Origin of the sequence: Aggregatibacter sp. 2125159857 (assembly GCF_017798005.1) — a bacterium.
GTDB lineage: Bacteria > Pseudomonadota > Gammaproteobacteria > Enterobacterales > Pasteurellaceae > Aggregatibacter.
Genome location: NZ_CP072548.1, coordinates 62,637 through 83,678, shown reverse-complemented (window position 1 = coordinate 83,678; position 21,042 = coordinate 62,637). Strand labels below are relative to the sequence as shown.

Genomic DNA, 21,042 nt, shown 5'->3' with positions numbered 1-21,042 from the left:
ATGTTCTGCGTTATGGTCAGTGTGATTTTACAGTTTGCGGTGCGAATGCTGTGGCGCAGATCTTCTTCTGCAACACGGGGCATACGACAGTGCGTCTTTCTTGAATGTCAATTATTATGCAACAAGGGCAGGCATAAAAAAAGTGCGGTTAATGTTAACCGCACTTTGATGTGGTTGCGTAAATAGCGGAACTTACGCTTCACCCAATAATTTCAAGTCGCGATTTCTCACTTGTGTTTTCAGAATCTCTAAGAATTCTTCCACCGTGAATGTGCCGAGATCTTGACCTTTACGGGTACGCACCGCCACTTTGCCGGCTTCGATTTCTTTATCACCGCAAACCAGCATATAAGGCACGCGGCGTAAAGTGTGTTCGCGGATTTTGAAACCGACTTTTTCGTTACGTAAATCGGTTTTCACGCGTAAACCTGCATCAGATAACTGTTTCGCCACCTGTTGCACATACTCGGATTGAGAATCGGTGATGTTCATCACAACCGCTTGCGTTGGCGCTAACCATGCCGGGAAGAAACCAGCATATTCTTCGGTGATGATACCGATGAAACGTTCGATAGAACCTAAAATCGCACGGTGAATCATTACCGGCGTACGGCGATCATTATCTTCCGCCACATAAGACGCATTTAGACGACCCGGTAGTGCGAAGTCTAATTGGATAGTACCGCATTGCCATTCACGATCTAAACAGTCACGTAATGCAAACTCAATTTTCGGGCCATAGAATGCACCTTCACCCTCTTGAATTTCATATTCAAGACCATTGTGTTTTAACGCGTTGGCTAAACCTTGCTCTGCGCGATCCCACATTTCATCCGCACCGATACGTTTTTCCGGACGGGTTGAAAGTTTAACGAAGATATTGGTAAAGCCAAAGGTACTGTAAATATCGTAAACCATGCGAATACAGCTGGTTACTTCGCTTTCAATTTGATCTTCGGTACAGAAAATATGGGCATCGTCTTGGGTGAAACCGCGGACACGCATTAAACCGTGTAAAGAACCGGAAGGCTCATTACGGTGGCAAGAACCGAATTCCGCCATACGAATTGGTAAATCACGATAAGATTTCAAACCTTGGTTAAAGATTTGAACGTGTCCCGGGCAGTTCATCGGTTTGATGGCGTATTCACGGTTTTCCGATTGTGTGGTAAACATCAAATCACCGTAGTTTTGCCAGTGACCGGTTTTTTCCCACAACACGCGGTCCATCATGAACGGACCTTTCACTTCTTGATAATCGTATTGTTTTAATTTGGTACGTACGAAGGTTTCCAATTCGCGGAAAATCGTCCAACCGTCGTTGTGCCAGAACACCATACCCGGTGCTTCTTCTTGCATGTGATATAAATCTAACGCTTTACCGATTTTACGGTGGTCACGTTTTGCCGCTTCTTCTAGGCGTTGCAAATAGGCATCCAGTTGTTTTTTATCTGCCCACGCGGTGCCGTAAATACGTTGCAACATTTTGTTTTTGCTGTCGCCACGCCAGTAGGCTCCGGCAATTTTTTGTAATTTGAAATGATGGCAGAAACGCATATTCGGCACATGCGGGCCACGACACATATCAATATATTCTTGGTGATGATAAAGCGCAGGCGTTGCAGTACGTTCGATGTTTTCATCTAGGATCGCCATTTTGTACGGCTCGCCACGTTTTTCAAACGTATCTCTTGCTTCTTGCCAACTGACCGGCGTTTTAATCACGTCATAATTGGTTTTCGCCAATTCCAACATGCGTTTTTCAAGGGCATCAATATCTTCTTGGGTTAAAGAGCGGTCTAAATCCACGTCATAATAGAAACCGTTGTCGATCGTCGGACCGATGGCCATTTTGACATCCGGGAATAATTGTTTAATCGCATGACCGAGTAAGTGCGCTGTGGAGTGACGAATAATCTCCAAACCGTCTTCGTCTTTGGCTGTAATAATTTCTAATGTGCTATCTTCAGTAATCAGATCGCAGGCGTCTTTACGTTCGCCGTTGACACGACCGGCAATGGTCGCTTTGGCAAGACCTGCACCAATACTTTGTGCAACTTCTAATACGGTAACAGGTTTATCGAATTGACGTTGTGAACCGTCAGGTAAAGTAATAACTGGCATAATGCATCCTTATACAGTGGTCACCCATACGCAAGGTGGCTTGTTTTCTTTCATTAAAAACGTTTTAAAAAAGCACCGCACTTTTATCGTCCTTACCACGGACAAGCCAAGTGCGGTGCGAAATTCTAGCATATTTTAGAATGACAACCAAATGCTCAAATTTTGACTTATATCACAGTAATTTTCCTTTAATCTTTTACACTGTCCTTATGATTCACCAGCAAAAGGAACAGCGTATGTGGAAGTCGATTTCTCAAGTTTTAGCTGATCAATTCGGGGCGTATTATTCCATCAAAAATAAAACCAAAATTCACACCGGCGAAATGCATGAATCTTGGATCATTGATGACGGCATTCAACCTGTTTTTGTGAAAATGAATGAAAAGTCCTACCGTTCCATGTTCCGTGCTGAAGCGGATCAGTTAATCATGTTGGCAAAAACCAATACCGTTCGTGTGCCACAAGTCTATGGCGTCGGTTGTTCTCAAAATCACAGTTTTCTGTTGTTGGAAGGATTAGCAATACAGCCGAATACGCCACAAAATATGGCAGAATTTGGTGAGCAATTGGCTCGCTTACACCAATATCAAGGTTCTGAAAATTACGGCTTATCTTTTGATACCTGGCTCGGGCCACAATATCAACCGAACGAATGGGGTTCCCATTGGGCGAAATTCTTCAGTGAACAACGCATTGGTTGGCAATTGCAACTCTGCGCGGAAAAAAATCTGCATTTCGGGGATAAAGAAAAAATCATTAAAGCCGCTGCTACATTATTGGCAAAACATCAGCCAAAACCCTCGCTTTTACACGGCAACTTGTGGATTGAAAACTGCGCCAACATTGATGGACACACTGTGACTTATGATCCGGCTTGTTATTGGGGCGATCGGGAATGTGATTTGGCTTTTACCGAATTATTTGAGCCTTTCCCACAAGAATTCTATGAAAATTACCACCGCACTTTCCCGTTAGAGGAAGGGTATCAAGCGCGGAAAATCATTTATCAGCTTTATCATTTGCTTAACTTCAGTAGCCGTTTCCATGGCAACTATGTGGCACTTGCCAATAAGCTTGTGCATGATGTGTTACAACGCTGTGAGGTGCTTGAAAGAAAAATTTGAAGAATTAAGAGGAAAGGTAACATTAAGAAAAATGAAAAAGAAAGGGCAGATTAAATTGCCCTTTCTATGGAATAGCTTGATGTCAATATGACAATGCGTACGTACTTAGTACAAGTATGCTGGATCGCGATGCCCGCTTTGAACACCTTTCAATGTTGGCATTGCGCCTGAGGCGGTGTTGAAAGAGGTAATTTCAACGCGACGGTTAGGGTGTAAACAACGAATTAATTCTTGACCTTTTTCACTGTTACACGCTTTCACTTGGTGCGCTTTACCGTAACCGATAGCCGTAATTGGAAGCGCGATACCACGTTCGATTAAACGTGATTTAACACGTTCTGCACGACGTTGGGAAAGATCCAAGTTATAAGATTCAGAGCCTAAACGGTCAGTATAACCAGCGACTCTTACTTCTTTCGCCGGAGATGATCTTAATTGCATTGCCACGTTATCTACTACGGATTTGCCTTGTTCGGTTAAGGTATCTTTGTCGAAGTCAAACAAGAAATCAGCCGTTAAAGAAAATGTGGAGTTGCCGTTACAGCCGTTTGGATACCAGAAGAAGCTTTGGGCATCCATGTTTTTGTCAAATAAGATCTTGTATTGGCAGATTTTATGCTCACCGTTTTCACGATAGTGAAATACATAATCCCATTCACGAACAGCAAATAAGCCTTCGCTAAAATGAGGTACGCCGATGAGGTTATAAATTTGGTCTTTGTTCATACCTCTTTCGATCATACGAACATTATCCCAATTCGGCCATGAACCGAGTTGTGTGCCATCGTGGTTAAACTTAGATTTTTCAATCTTCGGCCACACTAACTCTGTTCCCTCAACAGGTGTCCCTTCTTTGGATACTTTGCTGAGGTTACCGCAACCAACCAACGTCGTGACTGCGATAGCTGAAAGTAAAAAATGTGATAATTTCATTTAATTTACCTTATAGGTTAGTGAAATGATTTATGTGTAAGTTTTGGTTAAAAGCGACTCATATTAACAAACTTTCCTTACCCATGTAAAACAAAAAACGGAAAAATCACAGGGATTTACATAAAATTGACACCCTAAAAATAACAAGTATAACAAAGTCAATAAGTTATTCTTATTGTCAAGGATCCATGACAACGATCCTTATTTTACATAAGTGTATTTCCATTCTTTTTTAGTAAATTTAATAATAGGTTATCGGCACTTTCTTCCGCTTGTTTACCGATCCTTTGTAATAACGGCTTTTTCACTGTATAGCGAAGCCCCAAAACACGTTTTTCTTTCATTGCCTGTAATAGTACGTCATCGCTTGTGAGGATCTCATCCACTAAATTTAACCGTAACGCCTGCTGTCCAAACCAATGTTCTCCCGTTGCCACACGATCCACGTCTAAGTGCGGTCGATGTTGAGCGACAAATTGTTTGAAAAGTTGATGGGTTTCGTCTAATTCTTGTTGGAATTTTTGTTTTCCCTTTTCCGTATTTTCTCCCAATATCGTCACCGTGCGTTTATATTCACCCGCGGTCATGACATCTACATCCACATCATGTTTTTTCAGTAACCGATGAAGGTTAGGCACCTGTGCCACCACGCCGATTGAGCCGATAATCGCAAAGGGCGCCGAAACGATTTTATCGGCCACACAGGCCATCATATAACCGCCACTCGCCGCCACTTTATCTACCGCGACCGTGAGTTTAATGTCATGCTGTTTTAAACGTGCCAACTGTGAGGCAGCTAAGCCATAGCCATGCACCATGCCGCCCGGGCTTTCTAAACATAACAAGACCTCATCATCAGACTTTGCAGTTTGAATAATGGCACTGATTTCCTCTCTTAACGCCATGGTTTCGCTGGCGGCAATATCCCCTTTAAAATGCAACACATAAAGCGTCGGCTTTTGTTCTCCCTCTGTTGCTTCGCCTTTTTTGCGCTGTGCTTTCAGGGCTTTTGCTTTCATTTTTTCTGCTTTCTTCTCGGCTTTTTCCACCGCTTTTAATTCCTCCTCCGAGAGATGAAATTCGCGCAATGCTTTACCGGTTTCTTCAAAGGCTTGGGATAAATCTGTGATCACCAACTCCCCTTGTTGCGTGTGTTTTTTCTGTTTAATTGAGATGACCGTTGTCACCACGGCGGCAACGATCAAAAGCAACGTAATCACTTCTAAAATAAATACGCCATAGCCAATAAAAATCTCTGACCACATTATTTTTTCCTTACATTAAAGAGATGAAATTCATATTAAATTATAACCGCACTTTTTCGCCGCCGAAGTCGTGCAAGAGGTTTTCAGTGAGCTGACTGAGTAAACCGGTCATCAGCACAAAATCGGCATCGAAACGCTGTGCATAATCTTCTTTTAAAATATCGTCATTTTTTTCCCGGATGGCATTGGCAAATTTGAGACGCTTTAAGCTACAGTCTTCGTTTAACACAAAACTGAGGAGATCTTCCCATTCCAACGCCAGCTTCGTGACATATCGGGAATGGACAAGACTGAGGATGTCTTCGCTATCCAGCGCATGTTGTTTACAACGAATAACCCCATTGTTAACATCGCGCAACTCCGCTTCTTCCAACGGAACCAGCCATTCCGGCACCTGCGTCTGCGCGATCCATTCTTGCATCACCAGCCCGGGTTCATTAGCAAAGGTTAACGGTACGACCGGCAAAGATCCTAACGACTTGCGTAACAACGCCAACGCCTCTTCTGCACGTTTGGCGGATGCCGCATCAACATAAATGAGCCGGTTTTCCGCATCAATCCACAAGGCAGTTTGTTGATATTTACTAAACGCGCGCGGCAATAACGTAGCAATCACGTCGTCTTTTAAGGTTTGTTTCTCCACTTTTTTTAACTTGCGGTTTTCCGCCTGTTCGATTTTTTCTACGCGCGCATCCAATTCACGCTTAATGACGTGTGCCGGCAACATTTTTTCTTCTTTTTGGGCAAGCAATAAAATCTGTTTGCCCACGGCAAAATACAGGGATTCGCTGCCTTTCAACGGCGTTGACCAACCAAACTTAAGGATATCCGATTGTGCGCAAGGCTGATAGCGGTGTTGTTCAAGCTGTGGCGCAAGGGTGTCGATTGACCAATCTAACGGCTTGGTGATTCGATAAATCAGGGCATTTTTAAACCACATGATGAGAGTCCTATAATCATTACATCAACAGGGCGGGATGAAAAAAGTGCGGTTAAAAATCACCGCACTTTGGGAGGTTACTATGCTTTTTGTTTTTCGTGTTGTTTTTTCAATTTAACAAGCTTTTCTTTAATTCGTTGGCGTTTGAGCGGAGAAAGATAATCCACAAACAAAATGCCGTTGAGATGATCGATTTCATGTTGAATACAAATCGCCAATAAGCCGTCTGCTTCCAGCGTAAATTCATGACCATTGCGATCAAGCGCTTTAACGGTGACTTTTTCTTTGCGAGGAATTAACGCACGAAAGCCCGGAATCGACAAACAACCTTCTTCAATACCGGTTTCCCCTTCGGATGCCAAAATTTCCGGGTTGATGAATACCAACTGATTTTGTTTATCGCCCTCAATATCAATGGTGATAATGCGCTGCAAAATATCCACTTGCGGTGCAGCCAAGCCAATGCCTTCTTCCTGATACATGGTGTCGAACATATCATCAATAATGTTGCGTGTGTTATCATTCACATCCACAACCGGATCACACACCACTTTCAGGTGATCTTCTGGGTAAATTAATACATTAAGTGCGGTCATAACTTCTCTTTTAAGGGTTAATAAGTGCGGTATTGTAGCGTTTTTTTCTTGAAATGCCTATGAACAAAAAAAGAGCCAAGGCATTTACTTGGCTCAAATCACTTGGCTGTCTTATTAATAATAAGAATGTTCGCCACGTTGGTGTTCGGTAACGTCTTTCGCGCCCTTGAGTTCGTTCGGGAAGAGGCTGATTAATTGTTTTTCCACGCCGTCTTTCAATGTCACATCTACCATGGAACAACCGTTACAACCGCCACCGAATTGCAGAATCGCATAACCGTCATCGGTGATTTCTAATAAGGTAATTTTACCACCATGGCTAGCTAATTGCGGATTAATTTGGGTTTGAATCACATATTCTACGCGTTCGATTAACGGCGCATCGTCTGCCACTTTGCGCATTTTGGCATTTGGCGCTTTTAAGGTGAGTTGTGCGCCTAATTCTTCCGTCACATAATCAATTTCGGCATCTTCTAAAAACGGTAGGCTAATGTCGTCCACAAAGGCAGAAAAGGTGTCGTATTTCATTTCGGTATCGCTTGCTTCCACCGAATTGGGTGGGCAGTAAGACACACCGCACTCGGCACTTGGCGTACCCGGATTGACAACGAAAATACGAATGTTAGTGCCTTCTTCTTGCTGATCTAATAAACGGCGGAAATGGGCTTGTGCTTCCGCTGAAATGGTAATTTGTTGCATAACGCTCCCACAATAAAACCTAATTAAATTTGTCGGATATGATACGCTTCATGCGGTTTTTTTTCCACCTTTTGGTGTAATAAAAAATGCCGCTGCCTTATCATGCGTTTTATGTTCGCGCCAATCCCCATACTTGAATATGCGCCACATTGGCTTGGCGTAACAGCTTGGCAATTTCGTTTAATGTTGAACCGGTGGTGATCACATCGTCAATTAATGCCACATGACGATACGGAAAATGCCGGCGTTTGGCGGAAAGTTGGAAGGCATTTTTCAAGTTTTTTCGCCGATCTTTGGCGCTCAAGCCCCGTTGGGTCGGCGTCCGTTTGGTGCGAATTAACACATCATTGACACAAGGAATGTGTAACCACTTAGCCAGTTGGCGCGCCAAGAGATCGGCTTGATTATACCCTCGTTGCCACTGTCGAAAATGGTGTAGCGGTACCGGCAGAATCGCCTCAGGCAGCATTAATCTGTGCGTACGACGGGCATTGCGAATAGCTAAATATAATAAACGTGCCAGCGTGCGATCCAGCCAAAATTGCCGTTGAAATTTAAACCGATGAATCAGCGTAGAAAGCGGTTCGTTGTAACGCCCGATAATCACCATGCGATCCCACGCGGGTTCTTGCTGCAAACAGTTGCCGCAGTGCAAGGCGTTTTCCCTCAGTTCCGCACCGCAACAACCGCAATAAGGAAAACGCCGAATCGTTCGATTACAACGGCTACATAAGCCGTGTTTGGCAAGTTTAAGAGGCGCATGACAATGCACACAGCAGGATTGAAAAAGGTTCATAAAAACGCCCGCACTTGATTGAGAGAAAACAGATTCATCATAAAGTGCGGTGTGTTTTTTCGGTGTTTTTGGGCGCAATTTTAGGATCTCCCTCGCAAAAATGCTAAAATCAAGCCGTTTTGCCTGACATTGACAGAAAAGAGAAAGAAGATGACTATTCCGAATTATCGCGACCAAATTAAGCTGGTCTTTTTTGATATCGATGACACGTTGTTTATGAAGCACCGCGATTTCCTGCCGGCAACGGTGCCGGTGTTTATGCGTAAGTTGAAAGAAAATGGCATTATCCCAGCCATTGCCACAGGGCGCACGCGCTGTGCTTTCCCGCATAAATTAAATCAGGTGATTGAGCAGGAAGGCATTGATTTATTTGTGACCATGAACGGGCAGATGGCAACCTATCAAGGGCAAGTGATTGAAAAACATGTGATTCCAATAGAAAAAATTCGCCGTTTAGTGCATTTTTTTGAACAGCATAATATGCCTTATGCCTTTGTGTCGGATCATACGGTCGCGGTTTCGGAGCGGAATTCCGTGGTGCAGTTCGCGATGGATCCGATCTTGAAAGATTACATTGTGGATAAAGCCTTTTTTGAAGGAAACGATATTGGGCAAGTGTTGCCGTTTTATCGTGCAGAGCAGGATGAATTGGTACAAAATTCAGGCGTATTGGATGGCTTGCGTGTGGTGCGTTGGCATGAGGATTCCGTGGATTTATTTGACGCGGAAGGCTCAAAAGCCCGTGGCATTCAAGCGGTGGTCAAGCATTTGGGACTACAGATGGACAATGTGATGGCGTTCGGTGATCAATTAAATGACTTGGAAATGCTCAGCACCGTGGGCGTAGGGGTCGCCATGGGTAACGGCCATGAAAAACTTAAAGCGATTGCCCATCATGTGGCGGAACCGATTGATCAAGACGGCATTTATCGCTTTTTAATGAAGGCGGGTTTGATTGATTAATCACGCCTTTGGGCAATACGCTTTCTGCCTTTTGCACGAATGAAAATATTAACTAAAAACAAACCGCACTTTATCTCGTAAAATAAAGTGCGGTGTTTTATTTTTATGTTTTTACAACAACATTTCTGTCTCGTAGAGCTAACGCTTATTCTTTGAACGAATCTTTCAAACGCTCATCGGCACGGCGCGCTTCGCTTTTGTGTTGTAATTTGTTGAGTTGACGTTCCAGTTTTTCTTCAACGTCATTAATTGCTTTATACATATCTTCTGCTTCTGCCGTGGCTAAAAGATTGCCGTTCGGCGTGCCGATAGAGGCTTCCACAGAAAAACCTTTCGGGGTTTTATTCAAAATAAAATGAGGATTAATCAACTGAGTTTGCCATTTCTCCAACTTGGCAAGACGCTCTTCAACATGTGCACGGATTGCAGGGGTGATGTCCATTTGTTTGCTGGTGATATTCACTGTCATAGCATTTACCTCTTGTGTAATGAGTCGAACGACTCGGTTTGAATCCTTAGTTCTAACATAGTGACCTTGCCTGTGATTTTCAAGCGGAAATGTTTAAAAATATGATCTACGTCTAAAAATAAGGCCGCCTAGTGTGGCGGCCTTGTTTGGGTGGTGAAAATGCGGTCATTTTTAAACGCGTTTTTAATCGCGGAAATTATTGAATTGGAATGGTTGTCCCAGTTCGGCGGTTTTGACGAGTTGAATCACGGCTTGTAAATCATCGCGGGATTTTCCGGTAACACGGACTTGCTCGCCTTGGATTTGGCTTTGGACTTTTATCTTGGAATCTTTGATAAGCTTAGTGAGCTTTTTCGCCATATCGGTTTCAATGCCTTGTTTCAGTTTGATTTCTTTGCTGTATGTTTTGCCGCTGTGTTCATAGTCGGCAGTTCGTAGCGTGCATCTTGATGCACGACCAAATTACGCACGGAACGTTATTTAACTCTTTCGGACATTCATGATTTCGTGCAACAAGTTGCACGCTACGATTCTGCGCTTTTCAAGCGGAAATGTTTAAAAATATGATCTATGTCTAAAAATAAGACCGCCTAGTGTGGCGGTCTTGTTTGGGTTGGTGAAAGTGCGGTCGATTTTGAACGCGTTTTTAATCACGGAAATTATTGAATTGGAATGGTTGTCCCAGCTCGGCGGTTTTGACGAGTTGAATCACGGCTTGTAAATCATCGCGGGATTTGCCGGTAACACGGACTTGCTCGCCTTGGATTTGGCTTTGGACTTTGATTTTGGAATCTTTGATAAGCTTAGTGAGCTTTTTCGCCATGTCGGTTTCAATGCCTTGTTTCAGCTTGATTTCTTTGCTGTAGGTTTTGCCGGTGTGTTCATAGTCGGCAGTTCGTAGCGTGCATCTTGATGCACGACCAAATTACGCACGGAACGTTATTTAACTCTTTCGGACATTCATGATTTCGTGCAACAAGTTGCACGCTACGATTCTGCGCTTTTCAAGCGGAAATGTTTAAAAATATGATCTATGTCTAAAAAGAAGACCACCCGTTGTGGCGGCCTTGTTTTTTATTGTGAAAGTGCGGTCGATTTTGAACGCGTTTTTAATCGCGGAAATTATTGAATTGGAATGGTTGTCCCAGTTCGGCGGTTTTGACGAGTTGAATCACGGCTTGTAAATCATCGCGGGATTTGCCGGTAACGCGGACTTGCTCGCCTTGGATTTGGCTTTGGACTTTGATTTTGGAATCTTTGATCAGCTTGGTGAGCTTTTTCGCCATGTCAGTTTCAATGCCTTGTTTCAGCTTGATTTCTTTGCTGTAGGTTTTGCCGCTGTGTTCATAGTCGGCAGGAATATCCAAGGAATTGGATTCGATGTTACGTTTAATACACGCGTTACGTAAGATGTCGATGAGTTGCTCCACTTGGAAATCCGATTCGCTGCTCACTTTAATGCTTTCGTTTTTTTCGTTAAATTCAATCGCAGCTTGTACGTTGCGGAAATCCCAACGGTTAGTGAGTTCGCGGTTGGCGTTTTCCACGGCGTTGCGGATTTCGTGTCCGCTGATTTCGGAAACAATGTCGAATGATGGCATGGTTTTCTCCTTATTTAATTTTGTCGTTTGCACTTAAAATACATAAAAGTGCGGTTAAATCGGTGAAATTGACGATAACTTGCGCCAATTGTTGTACTTTTGGTTTAGCGTGATAAGCCACGCCTAAATTAGCAACTTGCATCATCGCGAGATCGTTGGCGCCGTCGCCGATGGCAACGGTGTTTTCTTTGGCAATGTGAAATTGTTGTGCCAACTGTTGTAAGGTTTGCGCTTTGTATTGCGCATCCACAATGGCGCCTTGTACGTTGCCGGTGAGTTTGCCGTCAATAATCTCGAATTGATTGGCAGCAATAAAATCTAAGCCGAGTTTTTGTTGTAATACTTCGGCAAAATAGGTAAATCCACCAGACGCAATCGCCACTTTCCAGCCGTGATTTTTGAGCTCTTTGACTGTTTCGACCAATCCCGGCATCAGCGGTAAATGTTGTTTGACCTCTTGCAAAATGCTTTCCGGTGCGTCTTTTAAGGTCGCCACCCGTTGGCGCAGGCTTTGACTAAAATCGAGCTCACCACGCATGGCGCGTTCCGTAATAGCGGAAACCATCTCACCGGTGCCGGCAAGTTTGGCAATTTCATCGATACATTCAATTTGGATGGCGGTGGAATCCATGTCCATCACCAATAATCCTGCTTGCTTCAAACTGGCGTGAAAGTTGAGCGGTGCAATATCCAGTGCTAATTCATGGGCAATGCCAATCCATTCCGCTTTCCAGTTGCCTTTGAGCAACACTACGGTGTTATGCAACACCGTCCATGCAGCAAAACACAAAAAATTTTCACCGCACTTTTGCTGAAAAGCCTGTAGCGTTGTGAAGTTTAGCTTATCGGAATAAAGCACAAACGCCTGTGTGGCTTCACAAGGTTGATCGGCAATTAATGAGGCGGGCAATGAGGGAAAATGACGAAGAATATCGGTCAGATTTTGTGTTTGCATAAAAATCCTGTAAATTGTAGCGATTCTCAAAAAAGCGATTTATTCTAGCTTACTTATCCATCTTTGGGGAAAATAACTTGCATTTAGTAAAAGAAAAAATGATGAAATGGATGATGTTATTCGGCATTATGTTGCTATGTGCCGGCATCATGACGATCATTTTATTTGGTATAAAACAGTTCAAAATCGGCTCACAGCTTTCCAGTGTCAACCAAGTGGCGAACGTGTCCCATTTACTGACGCGCCAACAAGCCAGTTTGTTCTCAATGTTGTTAGTTAATAATGCTAAAACTGAACAACTGGTGGAAAATTTAGATAACTTTGTCAAAGAGGAATTTGTGTTGGATGCCGCCGTTTATGCCCGTAATGGCGAATTATTGGCGCAAAGCACCAACTCACCGAATCTCCGCAGTTTATTGGGATTGGATAAACCGGAAGAAAAAGACACGGATTCACAACAAATTGTCGAACCGATTTATTCTTCAAACGGCGTAGAAGGTTTTCTGCGTGTGACTTTTGATGCCAAATATGCCCAATCGACAAAAAGCAAAATTAATCAGATGTTTCATCGGCTTTATGGCGAAATCATTATTGTGTTTTTAGTGGGCGTCTTATTTGCCGGCAGCCTGCATTATTTCTTCAGCCAGTATCATCGTAGCCGTGTTCATGTTGCAGAAAAAGCCCCAATGCCAAGCAATAAAGCTACACAGTCTATGAGCAAGCTATTTCACCAGCGCAGAAGACGAGTGCGGTAGTTTTTTTAATATAATTTATATGATAAAAGTCATTGTTTAGTCGTTTCTGCCACAATTTTTACATATATAGCTAACTGAATAATTGGAAGGTACTCAAAAATGAGTGAAGTTAAATGCCCCTCTTGCGGAACAAAAATAACGTTCATCACGAAATTAAAACTTATGACAATCCCTGTGTTAGGCGGTCTTTCTGCAGGATATCTCATTGCCGATGCGCCTGAGCTTTTTCAGACAAAAAATGATGTTGTTTTAATGTACGAAAAAATGACGGCTTGTATGAAATATAATAATAACTATGCGGATCGAAATAAGTACCGTGATTTATGCGCTTGTGCATTAATGAAAACTTATGAAGATTTTAAGTTTTTTAATGTGGAAAAACGATTTGAGGAAAATTTAGAAAAGTGTTTGTAAAAAAGCGTGGCTTAATACCACGCTTTTTCGCTATTTTCTAGATGGGTTGTTACCACGACCGCCACCTGACGGATTATCTGTTTTACTTGGCCAATTAGGGTTGGAATTACCAGTGTTATTTTTTGTCATTTTTTTCTCCAATGTCTTTTTATTAATCATAGAAACAAAATTTTGTTTCATTCTTCTGCCTTTCAGCATTGATGGTAAATATAAACACCCACATGTGGACAAAAAGGGACAATATGATGAATAAATCATCAAATGAACAAGAATCTAAAGAATTACTTGATGAACTTAAAGCATTAATTAACTTTTTAAATATAAGTCAATCTGAAGCAGTTTTAATGATAGATGAATATTATTCTGAATGTCGTGAACCTTATGATGTTCATGAAGAGAGTGGATTATCATATGAATCATTTAAAAAAATATTACAGGGGCGTAAAACCTCTCCTGATACATTACGATTTTATATCAATTGTTTGAAACAGAGTAAGAAATATTATCGTATAACAGGGCTTATGGCAGCGAAAGAAGGGGATGTAGAGGTGCTTGGTGTGGAATACCAAAAAGAACTCCATCAGCTAAGTAAGCGTATTCATGATTTTCTTGAACAAGAAAAAAAGCATTCTTCTACTTAATTAAGGTGTTGTAACGGGGAAACAGTTATATTTTAGATAAAAAAGTGCGGAACGAAAGTCTAGGTGAAATCTCCTCAATTTTCTACCGCACTTTTGTCGAGGGCTAAACAGCAGTTAATTCGGTCATTGCCCAGCGCGGATGCACTTCAATGGCAAGATCTTGCTGCTGTCCTTGTTTTAAACGTAGAAAACCGGCATAAGCAATCATGGCGCCGTTATCGGTGCAAAATTGCGGTTGTGGGTAAAACACTTCACCCCCTAATTGTTGCATCAGCTCCGCCAAGGTTTGGCGCAACTGTTTATTGGCGCTCACGCCACCGGCAATCACTAAACGCTTCAAGCCTGTTTGCTTTAACGCACGCTTGCATTTGATGGCGAGCGTGTCCACCACCGCCTCTTGGAACGCATAGGCAATATCTGCTTTGCTTTGTTCGGTTAATTCCCCTTCGTCTTGCATCACTTGATGAAGCGTATTGGCGGCAAAGGTTTTTAAGCCGGAAAAACTGAAATCCAAACCGGGACGATCGGTCATCGGACGTGGAAAGGCAAAACGGTTCGGCGTACCCTTTAACGCTAAACGGGCTAACGCCGCTCCGCCGGGATAATCCAAACCGAGTAATTTTGCCGTTTTGTCAAACGCCTCCCCGGCGGCATCATCAATAGATTCGCCTAATAATTTGTAACGTCCAACACCGTCCACCCGTACTAATTGGGTATGTCCGCCGGACACCAACAATGCCACAAAAGGAAAGTGCGGTGGATTTTCTTCCAACATGGGTGCCAGTAAATGCCCTTCCATATGATGTACCCCAATGGAGGGGATGTTCCACGCATAGGCTAAAGAACGTGCTACGGTAGAACCTACCAACAACGCACCAACCAAGCCGGGGCCACTGGTATAGGCTACGCCGTCAATGTCTTTGGCGGTGAGATGGGCTTCTTCAAGTGCGGCTTGTAATAAGGGGGCAAGTTTGCGGATATGATCGCGCGAGGCGAGTTCCGGCACCACGCCGCCGTAATCGGCGTGCAGCGCAATTTGTGTGTGTAACTGATTGGCAATCAAGCCTTTTTCTTCGTCATAAATGGCAACGCCTGTCTCATCACAGGACGTTTCGATGCCTAAAATTCGCATTTGTATTCTCTGTTTATCTTGGATTTATGCCACAAATTTTACCTTTTTTACTCAGGTTTAACCAGTTTATCAACACGGATTTCAGGAAAAGGTGAATCTTTCCTTTACTTTTCCTGTTAAATTAGATTAAAATTGCGACCTTTATTGAATCTGCCACGACTTGTGGCAACAAATAAAATTTAAATTGCAATTAAATTAATTAAACTCATTGAGGTGATTGGCTTATGCCTGTAATTAAAGTTCGTGAAAATGAATCCTTTGACGTAGCATTACGTCGTTTCAAACGCTCTTGCGAAAAAGCTGGTATCTTAGCAGAAGTTCGTGCTCGTGAATTCTACGAAAAACCAACAACGATTCGTAAACGTGAAAATGCCACCCGCGCAAAACGTCACGCAAAACGCGTTGCTCGTGAAAACGCACGTAATACACGTTTATACTAATAACCGCATTTTAACTCGAGTTATTCAAACCGTGAATCTTCCAAGGCTCACGGTTTTATTTTCTCTTAATCTCATCAGTTAGGCTCATATTTCGTTCACAATAAGAGGCAGAATACTCGATGAAAGGTTCCATTCCCCGCACATTTATAGACGATATTTTAACCAAAACGAACATCGTCGATTTAATTAATTCTCGCATAAAACTGAAAAAAGCCGGCCGTGATTATCAAGCCTGCTGCCCGTTTCACCATGAAAAAACACCTTCTTTTACCGTGAGTGATAAAAAGCAGTTTTATCATTGTTTCGGTTGTGGTGCGCATGGCAACGCGATTTCCTTTTTGATGGAATATGACAAGCTGGAATTTTTGGAGGCGGTGGAAGAACTGGCAGGGTTTCTTGGCTTGGAAATTCCCTACGAAAAACGACCGCACTTTAACGATAACGGCAAGCAGGTTAATTTCCAGACCAAGCGAAATCTGTATGAGTTAATGCAGGAAATTGCCAAGTTTTATCAGCAACAATTGCCGTTAAATATTCCTGCACAAAGTTATCTGCAGCAGCGTGGTTTATCACCGGAAATCATTGAACGTTTTCAAATCGGTTATGTGCCGAATGCCATGGATACCGTGTATCGTCAATTCGGCAAAACCCGTGAAGAGCAACAAAAACTGTTCGATTTAGGCATGCTGTCGCGCAATGATCGTGGCAACGTGTACGACAAATTCCGTAATCGGATTATGTTCCCCATTCGTGATCGTCGTGGGCGTACGGTCGCGTTTGGTGGGCGCGTGTTAACCGATGAAAAACCGAAATATTTAAACTCACCGGAAACCATTACCTACCACAAAGGCAGTGAACTCTACGGTTTATTTGAAGCCTTACAGGCGGAGGATTCACCCCAAAAACTGCTGGTGGTTGAAGGTTATATGGATGTGGTGGCATTAGCCCAATTCGGCGTCAATTATGCCGTAGCCTCTCTTGGCACATCAACAACCTCGGAACAAATTCAATTACTTTTTCGCTCCACGGAACAAGTCATTTGCTGTTATGACGGCGATCGCGCGGGACGTGATGCCGCATGGCGTGCCTTAGAAAATGCCTTGCCTTATTTAGAAGACGGACGGCAGCTAAAATTTATCTTTTTACCGGACGATGAAGACCCTGATAGCTTCATTCGTCAATACGGTAAACAAGGTTTCGAGGAATACATTGAGAACGCGCAATCCTTGAGCGAATTCTTGTTTGCGCACTTAACTCCGCAAGTGGATTTTTCTTCAAAAGAGGGCAAAGCGAAACTTGCCGCACTGGCGATTCCGTTAATTAAGCAAATTCCGGGTGATGTATTGCGGTTGGATTTGCGTAATACGCTTGCGAAAAAATTAGGCATTTTGGATCCGACACAGCTGGAAAGTCTGCTCCCGAATCCTGCCAAACCACACAATGAAACCACCGTGCCGACCATGCAATTCAAGCGCACGCCAATGCGTATTCTCATTGCGTTATTGTTACAAAATCCGGAATTGGTGAAATTCATACCGGATTTGGAACCGCTCAAAAACTTAGACGAGCCGGGCTATGATTTACTCGCAGAACTGACCGCACTTTGTCGTGAAAAAATTGGCATTAGTGCCGGTCAACTACTGGAGCATTGGCGCGATACACCGCAACAAGGGACGCTTGAAAAATTGCTGGCGTGGAACCATTTGATTGAAGACGATAAGATCGAAGACACGTTCCGCGAAACATTGCGTTATTTTTATCTGCAACTGGTGGATAAGCGCATCCAATGGCTCATTGCAAAAGATCGTGCGGAAGGCTTGGATCTTAACGAAAAGCAAGAGCTTTCACATTTGTTAGTAAAAAAACAAGAAAAGAAATAGTTAAACCCTAGTAAGAATGCTAAAATCCCTAGCATTTTATCTTCACTAAATAAGTCAGCAAGGCGGATATTAAATATGGATCAAAATCCACAATCTCAATTGAAACTACTCATCGCACAAGGGAAAGAGCAAGGTTATTTAACTTATGCCGAGGTCAATGACAGCCTGCCTGAAGAATTAGTCGATGCGGATCAGATTGAAGATATTATTCAAATGATTAACGACATGGGCATTCAGGTGTTGGAAGCCGCACCGGATGCCGATGATCTGATGCTCAACGAAAATATCGCTGATGAAGATGTTGTCGAAGAAGCCACCCAAGTGTTATCCAGCGTAGAAGCAGAACTTGGTCGCACCACCGATCCTGTGCGGATGTATATGCGCGAAATGGGAAGCGTGGAATTGCTCACCCGCGAGGGCGAAATTGACATTGCCAAACGCATCGAAGAAGGCATCAACGAAGTGCAAAGCGCCGTTGCCGCCTATCCTGAAGCCATTACCCATCTCATTGAACAATATGACGCAGTGGAAAGAGGGGAAGCCCGCTTAGCGGATTTGATTACCGGTTTTGTTGATCCGAATGTCATCACCGAAGCCGACAATGCTGAATTAGACGAAACCTTCGCGTCAGATGAAGAACGCGAAAGTGTCGATGCGACAGATGAATTAGAGGACGAAGAAGGCAACGAAGAAAATAGCAGCGATGAAAGTGATAGTGATAACAGCATTGATCCTGAAGTTGCGCGCGAAAAATTCACCGCACTTAAAGATCAACATCAAAAAACACTGGCAAGCATTGCAAAACACGGTCGCACCTCAGCCAAAACCAAAGCGGAAATTCAAGTATTATCTGAGATTTTCACCACATTCCGCTTAGTGCCGAAACAGTTTGATGCCTTAGTGTTGCGTATGCGCGACATCATGAAGCAAGTGCGCGACCAAGAACGCACGATTCAAAGAATCGTGGTGGATAATGCCAAAATGCCAAAAGCAACTTTCCAAAAAAGCTTTATCGGACACGAAACCCAAGACGTTTGGCTGGTGAAAGCCTTAGCGGCAGGAAAGTCTTGGTCGGAAAAATTAGTGCAATATGAAGCGGATTTACGTCAGGCGATTGCCAACTTAGTTCAAATTGAACAAGACACCAACCTCACCATTCAGCAAATTCGAGACATTTGCGAACGCATTTCGCAAGGCGAACTCAAAGCGCGCCGTGCCAAAAAAGAAATGGTGGAAGCGAACCTGCGTTTGGTGATTTCCATTGCCAAAAAATACACCAACCGTGGCTTGCAGTTCCTTGATTTAATTCAAGAAGGCAATATCGGCTTAATGAAAGCCGTGGATAAATTTGAATACCGCCGTGGTTACAAATTCTCCACTTATGCCACATGGTGGATTCGTCAGGCGATTACACGCTCTATCGCCGACCAAGCACGCACCATTCGCATTCCGGTGCATATGATTGAAACCATCAACAAACTCAATCGTATTTCTCGCCAAATGTTGCAAGAAATGGGACGTGAAGCCACACCGGAAGAACTGGCAGAGCGCATGGGAATGCCGGAAGACAAAATCCGCAAAGTGCTGAAAATCGCCAAAGAACCGATTTCCATGGAAACCCCAATCGGCGATGATGACGACTCCCATTTAGGCGATTTCATCGAAGATTCCACCTTGGAACTGCCATTGGATTCCGCCACCGCACAAAGCCTAAAAGCCGCCACACACGAAGTATTGGAAGGCTTAACGCCACGTGAAGCGAAAGTGCTTCGTATGCGTTTCGGCATCGACATGAACACCGACCACACATTAGAAGAAGTCGGCAAACAATTCGATGTAACCCGTGAACGTATTCGTCAAATCGAAGCCAAAGCACTACGCAAATTGCGCCACCCAAGCCGCTCCGAAACCTTACGCAGCTTCTTGGATGAATAGCGAACACATCAACGCAAAACACCAAACAAAGAGAGGAAAGGAAACCTTCCTCTCTTTTTATTTGCCCGTAGCGTGCAACAAAGCATTGTGCAAATTGAATCCCCGTAGCGTGCAACTTGTTGCACGAAATCGTCAATCACGCACCGAGGTGGAATCCCCCCGTAGCGTGCAACTTGTTGCACGAAATCGTGAATCACGCACTGAGGTGGAATCCCCCCGTAGCGTGCAACTTGTTGCACGAAATCATAAATACCCGAAAGAGGTTGAATAGCGTTCCGTGCGTGCTTCGGTCGTGCATCAAGATGCACGCTACGCACGAAATACACACAACGTAAAAATACGCTCAAAAATCACCGCACTTTATGGATGGCTTGCGTGATAATTGCAGGAATTGTAGAATGAAACCAAACTTCAACGAACAGAGAATCCTATGCAAATCACCCTCTCATCTCCGCCTGTATTCAAACAAAAAGAGCCGTATTACACCGAGGAAGAACAACGTCTGCTCGAACAGTTAGAAAACGGCTCAGTGAAATCCATTGCACATGAACAAGTTATGGCAAATTTACGCCGAGAATTAAAGTTAGATGAAGTTTGATTACCTCATTAAATGGCATAGTGTGGCGGAGGAAAAATTACGCAGCCAAGCTCGCTACATTCTACAACAATCCCAAAATAGGCTTATTGCAGAGCATTTTTACGATGCCGTTAAAAGCGAAATAGACAAGCTTTCCTACACAGCAGACGTTTACCGGCTCAGAAAGAAAAAAGAAATTCCCCTATTGAACGGAAAGTACATCGTTAAATTTCTTGTCGGCACACACACCGTTTATATCATCGACTTCAAATCCGCAAAACAACAACATTATTCCTCACCGTAGCGTGCAACTTGTTGCACGAAATCGTGAATCACGCACCGAGGTTAAATCATTCTCCCCGTAGCGTGCAACTTGTTGCACGAATAAAAAACGCTCATAAGGGCAATCGGTCGTGCATCAAGATGCACGCTACATGGTGACTGAGGTGTGCATGGTGGATAAATGGAGGAAATAAAAAGCCCGATAATTGATTATCGGGCTTTCTTAAAAGACATCTTGATGAATTCGGTGTGTCGAACCATAATAATTTCACTTTCAAGGGGTAATCTTGAAAGTGAGTGTAAGGCTTAAACCTTACAATGAAGAGGATAATATAATGTTGAAGACCATTATCCTAGTTATCGTGTTGTTGCTCTGGTCTTTGCCGGCTTACTAACCCGATAATTTACTGGGGGAGGACCAGTCTCCCAGTTCTTCAAAATTATGGCGTATCACAAAAAAATTGTCAATTAACGAAATCCACCCCGCAACGCCGGATCGCCTCAAAAAACACACTCAAAAA

At 43.4% G+C, this 21,042-nt stretch carries 22 protein-coding genes and 2 pseudogenes; 10 read left to right on the top strand and 14 right to left on the bottom strand.

The genetic code is table 11. The features are described 5' to 3' along the window. Positions 1-192: 192 nt before the first annotated feature. Entirely contained in the window at positions 193-2,124 is a 1,932-nt protein-coding gene (gene thrS / locus J5X96_RS00430) for a threonine--tRNA ligase (RefSeq protein WP_209363574.1), read from the bottom strand. Positions 2,125-2,360: 236 nt separating this feature from the next. Between thrS and J5X96_RS00425 the strand changes: the two genes are divergently transcribed. Continuing rightward, positions 2,361-3,248 (top strand): fructosamine kinase family protein, encoded by an 888-nt coding sequence (locus J5X96_RS00425; RefSeq protein ID WP_209363572.1) that lies wholly within the window; start codon positions 2,361-2,363, stop codon positions 3,246-3,248. Positions 3,249-3,353: 105 nt separating this feature from the next. Here the strand turns inward: J5X96_RS00425 and J5X96_RS00420 are convergent, their stop codons facing one another. From J5X96_RS00420 to J5X96_RS00395, 6 genes are all read right to left on the bottom strand, one after another. Further along, the gene (locus tag J5X96_RS00420) at positions 3,354-4,181 is read right to left on the bottom strand and encodes an OmpA family protein (protein ID WP_209363570.1); all 828 of its coding nucleotides are present in this window, start codon (positions 4,179-4,181) and stop codon (positions 3,354-3,356) included. A gap of 206 nt (positions 4,182-4,387) precedes the next feature. Continuing rightward, the gene (gene sohB, locus J5X96_RS00415) at positions 4,388-5,446 is read right to left on the bottom strand and encodes a protease SohB (RefSeq protein WP_209363569.1); all 1,059 of its coding nucleotides are present in this window, start codon (positions 5,444-5,446) and stop codon (positions 4,388-4,390) included. Positions 5,447-5,486: 40 nt separating this feature from the next. Further along, positions 5,487-6,389, bottom strand: coding sequence for a recombination-associated protein RdgC (rdgC, locus tag J5X96_RS00410; protein ID WP_209364712.1), 903 nt, complete (start codon positions 6,387-6,389; stop codon positions 5,487-5,489). Positions 6,390-6,466: 77 nt separating this feature from the next. Further along, a complete protein-coding gene (def, locus tag J5X96_RS00405; protein ID WP_209363567.1) occupies positions 6,467-6,982 on the bottom strand; it encodes a peptide deformylase in 516 nt (171 codons plus the stop codon). A gap of 114 nt (positions 6,983-7,096) precedes the next feature. Then, entirely contained in the window at positions 7,097-7,681 is a 585-nt protein-coding gene (nfuA, locus tag J5X96_RS00400; RefSeq protein WP_021616831.1) for a Fe-S biogenesis protein NfuA, read from the bottom strand. A 109-nt stretch (positions 7,682-7,790) separates the two neighbouring features. Then, positions 7,791-8,477 (bottom strand): phosphoribosyltransferase family protein, encoded by a 687-nt coding sequence (locus J5X96_RS00395; RefSeq protein WP_209364710.1) that lies wholly within the window; start codon positions 8,475-8,477, stop codon positions 7,791-7,793. Positions 8,478-8,627: 150 nt separating this feature from the next. Here J5X96_RS00395 and J5X96_RS00390 point away from each other — a divergent pair, with 150 nt between their 5' ends. Further along, complete coding sequence (locus J5X96_RS00390) at positions 8,628-9,440, top strand: Cof-type HAD-IIB family hydrolase (protein WP_209363565.1); 813 nt, start codon at positions 8,628-8,630, stop codon at positions 9,438-9,440. A gap of 145 nt (positions 9,441-9,585) precedes the next feature. Here the strand turns inward: J5X96_RS00390 and raiA are convergent, their stop codons facing one another. The 5 genes and pseudogenes from raiA to serB all read right to left on the bottom strand — a co-directional run bounded on the left by raiA (position 9,586) and on the right by serB (position 12,465). Further along, on the bottom strand, positions 9,586-9,909 hold the full coding sequence (gene raiA, locus J5X96_RS00385; protein ID WP_209363563.1) for a ribosome-associated translation inhibitor RaiA: 324 nt from the start codon (positions 9,907-9,909) through the stop codon (positions 9,586-9,588). A 183-nt stretch (positions 9,910-10,092) separates the two neighbouring features. After that, positions 10,093-10,338 (bottom strand): annotated as a pseudogene (locus J5X96_RS00380) (DUF520 family protein); the annotation flags it as partial. Between the two features lie 217 nt (positions 10,339-10,555). Further along, a pseudogene (locus J5X96_RS00375) lies at positions 10,556-10,801 on the bottom strand (DUF520 family protein); the annotation flags it as partial. Between the two features lie 217 nt (positions 10,802-11,018). Beyond that, entirely contained in the window at positions 11,019-11,510 is a 492-nt protein-coding gene (locus J5X96_RS00370; protein WP_111295418.1) for a YajQ family cyclic di-GMP-binding protein, read from the bottom strand. A 10-nt stretch (positions 11,511-11,520) separates the two neighbouring features. Beyond that, positions 11,521-12,465 (bottom strand): phosphoserine phosphatase, encoded by a 945-nt coding sequence (gene serB / locus J5X96_RS00365; RefSeq protein WP_209363561.1) that lies wholly within the window; start codon positions 12,463-12,465, stop codon positions 11,521-11,523. A 77-nt stretch (positions 12,466-12,542) separates the two neighbouring features. Between serB and J5X96_RS00360 the strand changes: the two genes are divergently transcribed. Next, positions 12,543-13,220, top strand: a complete 678-nt coding sequence (locus J5X96_RS00360; protein WP_209363559.1) for a YtjB family periplasmic protein — start codon at positions 12,543-12,545, stop codon at positions 13,218-13,220. A gap of 99 nt (positions 13,221-13,319) precedes the next feature. Next, a complete protein-coding gene (locus tag J5X96_RS00355) occupies positions 13,320-13,634 on the top strand; it encodes a hypothetical protein (protein ID WP_209363557.1) in 315 nt (104 codons plus the stop codon). 30 nt (positions 13,635-13,664) lie between these two features. Here J5X96_RS00355 and J5X96_RS00350 read toward each other — a convergent pair whose 3' ends face one another. Further along, the gene (locus J5X96_RS00350; protein ID WP_209363555.1) at positions 13,665-13,814 is read right to left on the bottom strand and encodes a hypothetical protein; all 150 of its coding nucleotides are present in this window, start codon (positions 13,812-13,814) and stop codon (positions 13,665-13,667) included. A gap of 65 nt (positions 13,815-13,879) precedes the next feature. Here J5X96_RS00350 and J5X96_RS00345 point away from each other — a divergent pair, with 65 nt between their 5' ends. Then, positions 13,880-14,275, top strand: coding sequence for a hypothetical protein (locus tag J5X96_RS00345; RefSeq protein ID WP_209363553.1), 396 nt, complete (start codon positions 13,880-13,882; stop codon positions 14,273-14,275). Between the two features lie 103 nt (positions 14,276-14,378). On the opposite strand, the gene tsaD is transcribed toward J5X96_RS00345, so the two are convergent. After that, entirely contained in the window at positions 14,379-15,407 is a 1,029-nt protein-coding gene (gene tsaD, locus J5X96_RS00340) for a tRNA (adenosine(37)-N6)-threonylcarbamoyltransferase complex transferase subunit TsaD (protein ID WP_209363551.1), read from the bottom strand. A 224-nt stretch (positions 15,408-15,631) separates the two neighbouring features. Here tsaD and rpsU point away from each other — a divergent pair, with 224 nt between their 5' ends. The 5 genes from rpsU (at position 15,632) to J5X96_RS00315 (ending at position 20,543) form a co-directional block, all read left to right on the top strand. Continuing rightward, complete coding sequence (gene rpsU / locus J5X96_RS00335; RefSeq protein ID WP_005701713.1) at positions 15,632-15,847, top strand: 30S ribosomal protein S21; 216 nt, start codon at positions 15,632-15,634, stop codon at positions 15,845-15,847. A gap of 119 nt (positions 15,848-15,966) precedes the next feature. Further along, the gene (gene dnaG / locus J5X96_RS00330; protein WP_209363549.1) at positions 15,967-17,727 is read left to right on the top strand and encodes a DNA primase; all 1,761 of its coding nucleotides are present in this window, start codon (positions 15,967-15,969) and stop codon (positions 17,725-17,727) included. Positions 17,728-17,802: 75 nt separating this feature from the next. Next, complete coding sequence (gene rpoD, locus J5X96_RS00325; protein WP_209363547.1) at positions 17,803-19,662, top strand: RNA polymerase sigma factor RpoD; 1,860 nt, start codon at positions 17,803-17,805, stop codon at positions 19,660-19,662. Positions 19,663-20,092: 430 nt separating this feature from the next. Beyond that, positions 20,093-20,260 carry a hypothetical protein gene (locus tag J5X96_RS00320; protein ID WP_209363545.1) on the top strand — a complete coding sequence of 56 codons (168 nt, stop codon included), beginning with the start codon at positions 20,093-20,095 and terminating at the stop codon, positions 20,258-20,260. After that, complete coding sequence (locus J5X96_RS00315; protein WP_209363543.1) at positions 20,250-20,543, top strand: type II toxin-antitoxin system RelE/ParE family toxin; 294 nt, start codon at positions 20,250-20,252, stop codon at positions 20,541-20,543. The genes J5X96_RS00320 and J5X96_RS00315 overlap by 11 nt, the downstream gene beginning before the upstream one ends. Positions 20,544-21,042: the final 499 nt, after the last annotated feature.